Origin of the sequence: Bradyrhizobium sp. 23 (genome assembly GCF_023073295.1) — a bacterium.
GTDB classification, from domain to species: Bacteria; Pseudomonadota; Alphaproteobacteria; order Rhizobiales; family Xanthobacteraceae; genus Bradyrhizobium; species Bradyrhizobium canariense_D.
The window spans coordinates 128,950-140,228 of record NZ_JADPJF010000103.1 but is presented as its reverse complement, the minus strand read 5'-3'; the positions used below and the strand labels follow the sequence as shown (position 1 = coordinate 140,228).

Genomic DNA, 11,279 nt, shown 5'->3' with positions numbered 1-11,279 from the left:
CCATCCACGCGCTTCCGCGTGGCTAGACTGTGAGACGTGGATGCCCGGGACAAGCCCGGGCATGACGACGAGTGTGCGCTGGCCGAGGCTTACGCCGCGACGATCTCCTGGCGCTGCTCGCCAAGACCCTCGATGCCGAGCGTGATGACGTCGCCGACATTGAGGAAGGTCGGCGGCTTCATGCCGAGGCCGACGCCGGGCGGGGTGCCTGTCGTGATGATGTCGCCCGGCAGCAGCGTCATGAACTGCGAGACATAGGAGATGCACTTGGCCATCGAGAAGATCATAGTCTTGGTCGAGCCGGTCTGACGGCGCTGGCCGTTCACGTCGAGCCACATCGGCAGGTTCTGCACGTCCTTGATCTCGTCCTTGGTGGCGAGCCAGGGGCCGAGCGGGCCGAACGTGTCGTGCGACTTGCCCTTGGTCCACTGACCCAGGCGCTCGATCTGGAAGGCGCGCTCGGAGACGTCGTTGCAGACGCAGTAGCCGGCGACGTGGTTGAGCGCGTCGGCTTCCGAAACGTATTTTGCGCGGGTGCCGATGATCGCGGCGATCTCGACCTCCCAGTCGAGCTTGGTCGAGCCGCGCGGCTTCTCGATGGCGTCGTTCGGGCCGGACAGCGAGGTGTTGGCCTTCATGAAAATGATCGGCTCGCTCGGGATCTCCGCGCCGGTCTCCTTGGCGTGGTCGCTGTAGTTGAGGCCGATCGCCACGAATTTCGACATGCCGGTAACGGGGGCGCCGAACCGCGGCTTGCCGGAGACGGCGGGCAGCGAGGCGGGATCGAGCGCCGCCAGCTTCTTCAGGCTCTCGGGCGAATAGGCCTCGCCGGTCAGGTCCTTCACATGCGCCGATAGGTCCCGCAACTGGCCGGATTTGTCGATCAGGCCGGGCTTTTCCGCACCCTTCTCGCCATAACGAACAAGCTTCATTCTCGTTTCTCCCTGGAATGGACCGATCGGTTAAACAGCTTCATGGAACAGGGCGGCGGGAAATTCAACCGCTCAAAGAGGGCGCATTGCAGCCCTCTCGATTCGGGAGGTTCGTCCGGGGCACGAGACTAGGCCAGCGCCTCGAACCTGAATGCGTCCCCATCCCGCTTGATGTGCCCGGCCGAAAAGTGCCCGCCGATCACCAGCGTCGGGGTGTCGGCAAACCGGCCGAACAATTCGCGCCGCGTCGCGGCAGATTGGCTCTGATCGGAATCCGCGTTCGAGGACCAGCCGAGATGCGCCATCTGGCAGGGATGATGGGCGACGTCGCCCGTCAGCAGTCCCTGCTCGCCGTCCGACCGGATCAGAACGCTCATATGCCCGGGGCTGTGGCCGGGGGTTGGGATCATGCTGATCTCCTCGCTGAGCCGGTGGTCGCTCGCGACCAACTCCGCCCGGCCGGCATCGACGATCGGCTTCACGGAATCGACAAACACGGCCTGCTTGTCCGGCTCGGTGGAGTGGTCGCGCCAGTGCTGGTATTCGGTCTTGCCGAAGACGTAGCGCGCGTTGGGGAAGCTCGGCACCCATTTGCCGTCGACCCATTTCGTGTTCCAGCCGACATGATCGACATGAAGATGCGTGCACAGCACGGTATCGATGCTGTCGGGCGGAAAGCCCGCCGCAATCATCGTCTCCAGGAATGGTGTGGTGCGATTGTTCCAGGTCGGGACGTTGCGGCCCTGCTTGTCGTTGCCAAGTCCGGTATCGACCACGATGCGGCGCGAAGGAGTTTCGAGCACCAGCGAATGGATCGACATTTTCAGCCGGCCTTCTTCCGTGGCGAAATGCGGGATCAGCCAGGGCAGCTTCCGGATTTCATCGTTGGTTGCTGCCGGGAGGATGAAGCGGGTTGAACCCACCGTCTCCATCTCGACGAGTTTGGTGATCTTGACCCTGCCGACTTTCCACTGCATCCGGCGCATCCCCATGTTCTTGTTTGATGTTCTTGCTTTGCGGGGGAACATGCGCAGTTTCGCCCTCAGGCGCAATGGATCATCTGACGCCGTGCGGCGTTATCGCGGGAACCCAGGGAAAGACAAAGGGCCAGCCATGCCAGAGCTTGCGATTTCCGCGGAGAAGGTCGCCTTCATCATCGAAAAGGCGCGTGAATTCGACGTCAAGCAGGCGGATTCCGATCCGGATTCCGGCTCGAATGCGACTGATGACGATGCGGTCGACGTCCTCGAGGATGACGGCTCCGATCCGGTCGTCAACGAACTCGGAAGTTTCATCGTGGCCATGAACGAGGACGAGCAGATCGATCTCGTCGCGCTGACCTGGCTCGGCCGCGGCGACGGCACGATCGACGATTGGGACGATTTGCGCGCACGCGCCGTGGAGGCACGCGCGGAGTATCGCAGTCCCCGGCGCGAGACGGCGCATTATCTGCTCGGTGAGCCGATGCTGGGCGATCTGCTCGCCGACGGGCTCGATGAATTCGGCGTCGACTGGACCGACGGAGACCTGGTGGCCGATTCATCCGCTCCAAGCCAGCGGGACGAAGACGAGATCACCAAGCAGCGGTGATTCCGGCCGATATCAGCGCGCGCAGTCGACCACCACGGTGCCGAGCTTGTCGCCTTTCTCGACGGCGACATGGGCCTGCGCCGTCTCCGACAGCGCAAACTGCGCCGCGACATTGTGGATTCGCGGCCCCGCTGCCAGCCATTTCGAGATGTCGGCCTGCGCCGCCGCAAGCAGCGCCGGCGGCAGCGCGAACAAGACGAGCGAGCGGAGCGTGATGCACTTCTCCATCAGCTCGCGCATCGGCACGGTCGGCGTGCGGTTGCCGTTCGTGGCGTAGACCGCGATTGTCGAATTCATGGCCATCAACTTCAGGGTCGTCGCGATGTTGCCGCCGAAATCGACATCGACCAATTGGTCGACCCCGCGTCCGCCGGTGAAGGCCATGGCCTTGGCAACGACATCTTCGTCCCTGTAATTGACCACGAGATCGGCACCGGCTTGTCGCGCATGCTCGCCTTTTATCGCCGAGCTGACGGTCGCGATCACCTGCGCGCCGCCCCATTTCGCGAGTTGCACGGCGTAATGTCCGACTGCACCCGCGCCGCCGGTGACCAGCACCGACTTGCCGACGATCGGCCCGTCCGCAAACAGGGAGCACCACGCCGTCATTGCGGGAATGCCGAGCGTCGCGCCTTCCGCAAAAGAGAGATTGTCCGGCAACGGCGTCACCAGATGCTCGGCAAGCGCGATATATTCGGCCGCGGTGCCAAAGGCGCGGCCGTTACGCTGGCCGTTGAACAGCCAGACCCTGCCGCCGATCTTGAACCGCGTCGCGCCATCGCCGATCTGGTCGATAAAGCCCGCGCCATCGCTGTTCGGAATGACGCGCGAAAATTCCTTGGCGCGATAGCCGCCCCCGCGCCGGCCGACATCGGCCGGATTGACGCCGGAGGCTTCCAGGCGAATACGAACTTCGCCTGGACCTGCGACCGGCGTGGCCATCTCACCATAGGTGAGGACGTCCGCCGCCGGTCCTGTCTCCTCGTACCAGACCGCCCTCACAGCGTTCCCGGGAAGGCACCGCCATCGAGCAGAAGGTTCTGCCCGGTGATGAAGCCGGCCTTGGCGCCGCACAGGAATGCGCAGGCATAGCCGAACTCCTCGGGATCGCCGAAGCGGCCCGCGGGATTGAGCTTGGCGCGCTCGGCCAGAACCTGGTCCGGCGTGATGCCGCGCTTCTCGGATTCCCCCTTCGCGGTGCTGCGCAGGCGATCGGTCTCAAACGGGCCCGGCAGCAGGCCGTTGATGGTGACGTTGTTGATCACGGTCTTGCGCGACAGGCCGGCAATGAATCCGGTGAGGCCGGCGCGCGCGCCGTTGGAGAGACCGAGGATGTCGATCGGCGCCTTCACCGCCGCTGAGGTGATGTTGACGATGCGGCCGAACTTGCGGGCCATCATGCCGTCCACCGTCGACTTGATCAGCTCGATCGGGGTCAGCATGTTGGCATCGATCGCCTTAATCCAGTCGTCGCGGGTCCAGTTGCGGAAATCGCCGGGCGGAGGTCCGCCGGCATTGTTGATCAGGATGTCCGGCTCGGGGCAGGCCTTGAGCACGGCCTCGCGGCCCGCCGGCGTCGTGATGTCGCCGACGATCTCGGTGACGGTCACATCAGGATAGGCTTTGCGGATGTCGTCGGCCGTCTTCTTCAGGGCCTCGGCGCCGCGCGCGGTCAGCGTGACGTGAACGCCGGCCTCGGCCAGCGAGATGGCGCAGGCGCGTCCGAGGCCTTTGCTGGATGCGCAGACGATGGCGCGGCGGCCTTTGATCCCAAGATCCACTGTTTCACTCCCGTAATGTCAGGCAGGTTTTTAGAGCCGCTATTCTAGCCAACCTTGGCGCCGCTGATAAGGGATTGGCTCGCATCAAAATGCATGCACGCTTGCGCGGCGATGCAAATGCGCCTCATCAGATGCGCCGCTCCTGCTTGAGACGGTCGATCGCGGAGGCCGCCTCCGGCGGCAGCGACTTGAAGCCCATCTGGCCGACCGTCGAGAACAGCGGCCGCAGATGCGAACCGGCGAGGAACGGCGGCTGCCGGTTGGCCGGCACGATCTGGTCGAACACCAGCACCAAGGTGGTGGCGACGAGGCCGACCCTGATGGCGCCGAGCGCGGCGCCGCCGAGGCGGTCGCCGATGCCGGCGTCGCGTATCGTGTCGCTCAGCGCCAGCCGGCCGAGATGTCCAAACAGCATGCCGACCACCACGAAGATGCCGAAGAACCAGATCCAGTTCTGCAGCAGCGGCGCATTCGGATTGCCCGCGACCTGCGGGACGATCAGCGGCATCAGCGCAACCGCGATGGGGGCGGCGAGGAGATAGGCCAGGATCGTCATGGCGCTGCCGAGCAGGCCGGTCCTGAAACCGAAGCCGATCGCGATGGCGAGCGCCGCATAGACGGCGAGATCGAAACTGTTCATGCGCGGGAGCCTGCCATGGAACGAGTGAACGCAGAACCGATCATTCCGGTTTCAGATCGTTAAAATCGTCTGTATTGATGGCCAAAACCGATGACCCCAAAGCTCAGGGACGCGCCCAATGTCAGACCTATTCGACGTCAGTCGAGAAACCATCCTCGTCACAGGTGCGAGCCAGGGCTTGGGGCGGCAATTTGCCCGGGTGTTGGCGGCACATGGCGCGGCCGTCGCGCTCGCGGCGCGGCAGACCGACAAGCTGAAGAGCCTGGAAGACGAGATCCGCGGCAAGGGCGGCCGCGCCGCCGCCGTCGCGCTCGACGTCACCGACATCGCATCGATCGCCAGGGCCGTCGATGCCACGGAAGCCGCGCTCGGCCCGGTCACGGTGCTGATCAACAATGCTGGCATCGCGATCGAAAAGCTCGCGACCGAGCAGACCGAGGCCGATTGGGACGCGGTGATGGGCGCCAATCTCAAGGGCGCCTATTTCCTCGCGACCGAGATCGCGCGCCGCATGATCGCGCGCAAGCAGGCAGGCAACATCGTCAACATCGCCTCCGTGCTCGGCACCGGCGTGCTGAAGGCGGTGTCGCCTTACGCGATCTCCAAGGCCGGCATCATCCAGGCGACCAAAGCGATGGCGCTGGAGCTTGCGGGGCAGAACATCCGCGTCAACGCGCTGGCACCCGGCTACATCGACACCGAGATGAACCACGCGTTCTGGGCGACGCCGCCGGGCGAGCGCCTGACCGAGCGCATTCCCCAGCGCCGCATCGGCGCCGAGTCCGATCTCGACGGCGCGATCCTGCTGCTGGCCTCGAAGGCCTCGCGGTACATGACGGGCAGTGTGGTGACGGTGGACGGCGGGTTCTTGCTGAATTGAGAAGCTGCTATCGTCCCAGCCCCCCATGCGCAATTGCGCACTAGGCCGGGACGACGAGGTAGAGTCACCGCATCTCGCCCCTGATCATATCCGCCGCCTTCTCGCCGATCATGATCGCCGGCGCATTGGTGTTGCCGCCGATCAGTGTCGGCATGATCGAGGCGTCGACGACGCGCAGACCTTCCACGCCGTGCACCTTCAGCGCCGGATCGACCACGGCCATCGCGTCGGTGCCCATCTTGCAGGTGCCGACGGGGTGATAGACGGTGTCGACACGCGCGCGCAGGATGGCGCGGATATCGTCGTCCGTTCTCACATCGGACGTGAACATGTCCTTCTTCTGCAACGCGCGCATCGCGGGCGTCTCCATCAGCCTTCGCGTCGTCTTGAAGCCCGCGACCATCGTCTCGAGATCCTCCGCCTCGCCCAAGAAATTCGGATCGATCAGCGGCGCTGCCAGCGGATCGGCGCTTTTCAGCCAGACGCTGCCACGGCTCTTCGGCCGCAACAGGCAGACATGGCACGAGAAGCCCGCCTCCTTGTGCTTCTTGCGGCCGTGGTCGTCGAGCGTCGCGATGATGAAGTGCAGCTGGATGTCGGGCACATCGAGGTCGGCCCGGGTCTTCAGGAAGCCGCCACACTCGGCGAAATTGGTGGTCATCAGGCCGCGCCGCTCCCGGCGGTATCGTTGGATGGCGCGGAGCAGGGATGGTAGCCGGCCGAGCGACGAATGGACGAAGTGTGGATAGTCGGAGGCGTAGACGAACACGAAATCCGGATGATCCTGCAGATTGCGTCCTACGCCCGGCAAATGATGCACGACGTCGATCCCATGGGCGGCAAGCGCCTTGCCGTCGCCTATGCCCGACAGCATCAGCAATTGCGGTGACTGGAAGGCGCCGGAGGCGAGGATCACCTCGCGACGGGCGCGTAGCTTCTTTGTCTGCTTGCCCTGGACATATTCGATGCCGACCGCGCGCCCACTTTCGAACAGGATGCGCGTGGCATGCGCCTGCGTCTCGACACGCAGATTGGCGCGCTTGTCCATGTGGGGATGCAGATAGGCGCGCGCCGCGCTCCAGCGCTCACCATTGTGCTGGGTCACCTGGTAGCTGCCGAGCCCTTCGTGATCCTCTTCATTGAAGTCCTCGCGGATGCGGAACTGCGCCTCGCGGGCGGCCTGATGGAAGATGTCGTGGATCGGATTGTCCGCGCGCAGTCTGTTGACATGCAGCGGGCCGCCCTTGCCATGATAGGCGCCGTCGAAATCGGCGTTGTTCTCCGAGCGCTTGAAATAGGGCAGCACGTCCGCATATGACCAGCCGGCATTGCCGAGCGAGGCCCAGTGGTCGTAGTCCCATTTGTTGCCGCGGATATAGACCATGGCGTTGATCGCCGAGGATCCGCCGAGTCCCTTGCCGCGCGGTTGATAGCCGATCCGGCCGTTCAATCCCTTCTGCGGCACGGTATCGAAACCCCAGTTCGCCGCCTTGTATGGCAAAGCCAGTCCGAACGGCGTGGTGATCCGCCAATTGTCGTTCCGACCGCCGGCATCGAGCAGCGCCACGGATGTCCCCGCATCCTCCGACAGCCGCCCCGCCACCGCGCAGCCGCCGGAGCCCGCGCCCACGACGACGAAATCGAATGTGTCCGTCACTGATGTTTCCCCCTGCATTCATTCTTTCCGTCATTGCGAGCGCAAGCGAAGCAATCCAGACCTTTGCCGCGGAGGGATTCTGGATTGCTTCGCTGCGCTCGCAATGACAGGTGCTGAAACCTACGACACGAATCGCATCATCTTCTCCAGCCGCGCGATCTTGCCGCCATAAGGCGGATAGAGGTCGGCGAGGCGGTTGAATTTCGAGCGGTAGAACACCGGCTTCAGCTTGCCGAACGTGCGAAAGCCCCATTCGCCGTGATAGGCGCCGGTGCCGGATGCGCCGACGCCGCCCATCGGCTGGTTGATTTGCGCGAAGTGGAACAGACAGTCGTTGACCGTGACGCCGCCGGAGACGGTGCGCGCCAGCACCTCGTCGCGCGCAACGCGGTCCTTGCCGAACCAGTACAACGCCAGCGGCCGGTCGCGGGCGTTGACGAAGGCGATGGCGTCGGCCGGGTCGCGATAGCCGAGCACGGGGAGCACGGGGCCGAAAATCTCCTCCTGCATGGCCGCCATGTCTTCGCTCGCGCCCACGATCAGCGTCGGCGGGAATTTGCGGTGCGCCTTCCAGTTGGGATCGTCCGGCTTCGCCGGCTGCAGGATCTTTGCGCCGCGACGTGCCGCATCGGAGACGAGATTTTCCAGCCGCGCATAATGCCGGTCGGAGATCACGGAGGTGTAGTCCTTGTTCGAGGGGTCGGTGCCGAACATGCGTCGCATCTGCGCGCGAACTTTTTCGGCAAAGGCCTGCAACGCGCGCTCGGGCACCAGCACATAGTCGGGCGCGATGCAGGTCTGCCCGGCATTGAGCAGCTTGCCGTAGGCGATGCGCTCGGCGGCCTCTTCGAGATCAGCCGAGGCGTCGATGATAACAGGCGACTTGCCGCCGAGCTCGAGCGTGACGGGCGTGAGGTTACGCCCCGCGGCCTCCGCCACCAGCCGCCCCACCCGGGTCGAGCCGGTGAACACGAGATGATCGAACGGCAGATGCGCGAAGGCCTTTGCGACCTCGTCTTCGATGCCGGTGACGAGCAATTCCGCAGCGTCGAACCGCTCGGCGACCGTCTCCTTCAGCAGCGATGAGAAGTGCGGCACAAGCTCGCTCGGCTTGATAATGACGCGGTTGCCGGCGGCGAGCGCGCCGATCGCGGGCGCGAGCGTCAGCTGCAGCGGATAATTCCAGGGCGCGATGATGCCGACGACGCCGAGCGGCTGCGGCATCAGCCGGTTGCGCGCGGGCAGGAATTGCAGCGCCGTCGAAACGCGCTGCGGCGCCATCCAGCTCTTGAGGTGCTTGGTGGCATGACGGATCTCGGAGAACACCATCATGGTCTCGGCGATATTGGTCTCGACCGCGCAGCGGTGACCGAAATCGGCCGAGATCGCCTGCCGGAAGCGCTCCTCGTTGTCGGCGACGACAGTGCGCAACCGCGCCAGGCGGTCGAGCCGCTCGGCGAGGCCAGGCGCCGGCTCGGCCCGCGACCGCTCGACCATGGCATGGAAGGCGTCTTCGAGGCCCCGAAGCGGGGCGCTCGGCGGGGGGCGATCTGAGGGGCGATCCAAGGCGTGGTCCATGGCGTTCTCCCCCATTAAGTGGCGTTTCCGCCTGGTTTTGTTGCCGCAAGCTGGCCCCTTGTGGAACTTCTGGCAAGGGCCGGCCAAATAGGCCGCAAATTCGTCCACCGCGCTGTCATAAAGTCGAAAAAAACGTTCTCGCAGCCCTTTCCAAAGGCACCCCGGGTTGGTACATACCGCCCGCACCCAACGGGCTTTGCCCGGGGTTGCCTTCCAAGGAAGCCTTCGGGACGGACGAAGCAAGCCACGCGAACAGCGCCGGCCCTTCATTCACCGTCCCCGGCGCTTTCACGAAGGCAAAGCAACGGTTAACGCGGGGTGGAGCAGCCCGGTAGCTCGTCAGGCTCATAACCTGAAGGTCATAGGTTCAAATCCTATCCCCGCAACCAAGTTCGGACCTTACCGGTCCCGATCCGAAAATGGCCCGCTTCACGCGGGCCATTTTTGTTTTGGCCGCGCTCCGGTGGAAACGTCGGTCGCACCTTGCGCAAGAGTGGGGAACGGCTCACTCCGGATAGCTAAGGATCATTTTCAGCAGCTTCGGAAACCGCGCATTGATGTCCTCCTCGCGTAGGACATTGCGGTGCTGGACGCCTTGCTTTGAGGTCCGGATCAGGCCGGCCTCGCGCAGGATGCGAAAATGGTTCGACAGAGTCGACTTCGCCATGTCAGGGCAGGGCGCCGCCTCGGTGCACGACATGCAATCACTCTGTGCGGCCAGGCTTTTGACGATCCGCAGCCGCATAGGGTCCGCGAGCGCTCCCAGCACCCCAGCCAGTGAAATCTCGCTCCGCGATGGGTGAACGAACTGCACCATGCACAAAATATAGCACCTCCCTTGAACTCATTCAATAGTTCACTAATATTGAACTATTGAATATCGGCGTCGCGCCGGATGATGGAGAATGTGATGACCAAGAGACTCGAAGGAAAAGTTGCGCTCGTGACCGGCGCATCCAAAGGCATCGGTGCCGAAATCGCCGCGCGGCTCGCGGCCGAGGGCGCGGCGGTCGCCGTCAACTACAGCTCCAGCAAGCAGGCCGCCGACCGCGTCGTCGCCGCCATTGTCGCCAAGGGTGGCAAAGCCGTCGCGGTCCACGGCAATCTGGCCGATGCCAAGGACGTGAAAAGTGTAGTCGCGGAAACCGTGAAGGCGCTCGGTGCGATCGACATCCTCGTCAACAACGCGGGCGTTTACGAGTTCGCGCCGCTCGAGGCCATCACGCCGGAGCATTTCCACAAGCAGTTCGATCTCAATGTGCTGGGCCTCCTCCTGGTCTCAGGAGAGGCGGCGCGGCACTTCAACGCCAATGGCGGAAGCATCATCAACATCAGCTCCGCGGCGTCGACTCTCGCGCCGCCGAACGGCGCCGTCTACTCCGCCACCAAAGCATCGGTGGATGCGATCTCCGCCGTGCTGGCCAAGGAACTGGCGCCGCGCAAGATCCGCGTCAACGCCGTCAATCCCGGCATGATCGTCACCGAGGGGGTCGTGTCCGCCGGCCTGCACGAGGGCGACATGCGAAACTGGATCGAATCCACCACTCCGCTTGGCCGAGTCGGCAAGGTCGAGGAGATCGCTGCCGCGGTGGCCTTCTTCGCTTCGGACGACGCATCCTACGTCACGGGCGAGACGCTTCACGTCGCCGGCGGCCTTCGCTGAATTTGTTGGTTTACAGAAGGAAATGGCACGCCTTGCGCGCGCCATTTTTTGTTTTGGGGCGTCCTCGATCATGCATGTCCTGCTTGGCTGAGCTTGGGTTCGTTCGGACCATGCCGAAGCGCGTCCCGTCGCCGTCGGTGGAGCTGCCAAGCGTAAGCGCGATCAGCCCAGAGCATGCCATCCGGGAAGGAACCCAGGATGGCGCCGGGCGTCAACACGAGGACACCGGGCCCGTCCGGTGCTCGCTTGTTGGCTTGCCGTCGTTCGGAAGGAGAGGGCCAATGCAGTTCGAGGATTTCGACGCCGCCGATGTTCAGGCGGACGAGGCCCGGATCTTCATCCGTCGGGCCGGTTCGGGGCCGGCCGTTCTCCTGTTGCACGGATTTCCGCAGACGCATCTGATGTGGCGAGACGTTGCGCCGTTGCTCGCGCAAAACTTCACCGTGGTCTGCGCCGATCTTCGCGGATATGGCCGGAGCGATTGTCCTCCCTCCAGTCCGGACCATGCGCCATATGCAAAACGAGCAATGGCAAACGACATGGTGTCCGTCATGACGA

The 11,279-nt window shown here is 64.1% G+C and carries 12 protein-coding genes and 1 tRNA gene; 5 read left to right on the top strand and 8 right to left on the bottom strand.

Annotation, left to right across the window (positions count from 1 at the left end):
- Positions 1–89 precede the first annotated feature (89 nt).
- Both IVB32_RS25770 and IVB32_RS25765 read right to left on the bottom strand, forming a co-directional pair.
- The gene (locus IVB32_RS25770) at positions 90–932 is read right to left on the bottom strand and encodes a fumarylacetoacetate hydrolase family protein (RefSeq protein ID WP_018457567.1); all 843 of its coding nucleotides are present in this window, start codon (positions 930–932) and stop codon (positions 90–92) included.
- Positions 933–1,060: 128 nt separating this feature from the next.
- Complete coding sequence (locus IVB32_RS25765) at positions 1,061–1,909, bottom strand: MBL fold metallo-hydrolase (protein ID WP_026233400.1); 849 nt, start codon at positions 1,907–1,909, stop codon at positions 1,061–1,063.
- 136 nt (positions 1,910–2,045) lie between these two features.
- On the opposite strand from IVB32_RS25765, the gene IVB32_RS25760 reads away from it, so the two are divergent.
- The gene (locus IVB32_RS25760; RefSeq protein ID WP_018457565.1) at positions 2,046–2,522 is read left to right on the top strand and encodes a DUF3775 domain-containing protein; all 477 of its coding nucleotides are present in this window, start codon (positions 2,046–2,048) and stop codon (positions 2,520–2,522) included.
- A 12-nt stretch (positions 2,523–2,534) separates the two neighbouring features.
- Here IVB32_RS25760 and IVB32_RS25755 read toward each other — a convergent pair whose 3' ends face one another.
- From IVB32_RS25755 to IVB32_RS25745, 3 genes are all read right to left on the bottom strand, one after another.
- The gene (locus tag IVB32_RS25755) at positions 2,535–3,524 is read right to left on the bottom strand and encodes an NADPH:quinone reductase (protein ID WP_247369332.1); all 990 of its coding nucleotides are present in this window, start codon (positions 3,522–3,524) and stop codon (positions 2,535–2,537) included.
- Positions 3,521–4,303: an SDR family oxidoreductase gene (locus IVB32_RS25750; RefSeq protein ID WP_007605221.1), complete on the bottom strand. Its 783-nt coding sequence runs from the start codon at positions 4,301–4,303 to the stop codon at positions 3,521–3,523. Before IVB32_RS25750 ends, IVB32_RS25755 begins: the two co-directional genes overlap by 4 nt.
- Before the next feature lie 127 nt (positions 4,304–4,430).
- On the bottom strand, positions 4,431–4,943 hold the full coding sequence (locus tag IVB32_RS25745; protein WP_018457563.1) for a CvpA family protein: 513 nt from the start codon (positions 4,941–4,943) through the stop codon (positions 4,431–4,433).
- Positions 4,944–5,061: 118 nt separating this feature from the next.
- On the opposite strand from IVB32_RS25745, the gene IVB32_RS25740 reads away from it, so the two are divergent.
- Entirely contained in the window at positions 5,062–5,823 is a 762-nt protein-coding gene (locus IVB32_RS25740; protein WP_085361656.1) for an SDR family oxidoreductase, read from the top strand.
- A gap of 64 nt (positions 5,824–5,887) precedes the next feature.
- On the opposite strand, the gene IVB32_RS25735 is transcribed toward IVB32_RS25740, so the two are convergent.
- Both IVB32_RS25735 and IVB32_RS25730 read right to left on the bottom strand, forming a co-directional pair.
- The gene (locus IVB32_RS25735) at positions 5,888–7,480 is read right to left on the bottom strand and encodes a choline dehydrogenase (protein WP_085385072.1); all 1,593 of its coding nucleotides are present in this window, start codon (positions 7,478–7,480) and stop codon (positions 5,888–5,890) included.
- Positions 7,481–7,600: 120 nt separating this feature from the next.
- A complete protein-coding gene (locus IVB32_RS25730) occupies positions 7,601–9,058 on the bottom strand; it encodes a coniferyl aldehyde dehydrogenase (RefSeq protein WP_026233398.1) in 1,458 nt (485 codons plus the stop codon).
- Between the two features lie 312 nt (positions 9,059–9,370).
- Here IVB32_RS25730 and IVB32_RS25725 point away from each other — a divergent pair.
- A tRNA-Met gene (locus tag IVB32_RS25725) sits at positions 9,371–9,447 on the top strand.
- A gap of 116 nt (positions 9,448–9,563) precedes the next feature.
- Here the strand turns inward: IVB32_RS25725 and IVB32_RS25720 are convergent.
- On the bottom strand, positions 9,564–9,875 hold the full coding sequence (locus tag IVB32_RS25720; RefSeq protein ID WP_026233807.1) for a helix-turn-helix domain-containing protein: 312 nt from the start codon (positions 9,873–9,875) through the stop codon (positions 9,564–9,566).
- A 93-nt stretch (positions 9,876–9,968) separates the two neighbouring features.
- On the opposite strand from IVB32_RS25720, the gene IVB32_RS25715 reads away from it, so the two are divergent.
- Both IVB32_RS25715 and IVB32_RS25710 read left to right on the top strand, forming a co-directional pair.
- The gene (locus IVB32_RS25715) at positions 9,969–10,721 is read left to right on the top strand and encodes a glucose 1-dehydrogenase (protein ID WP_026233808.1); all 753 of its coding nucleotides are present in this window, start codon (positions 9,969–9,971) and stop codon (positions 10,719–10,721) included.
- Between the two features lie 281 nt (positions 10,722–11,002).
- Positions 11,003–11,279: alpha/beta fold hydrolase (locus IVB32_RS25710; protein ID WP_247411789.1), on the top strand; the 277-nt coding region annotated here is incomplete at its 3' end.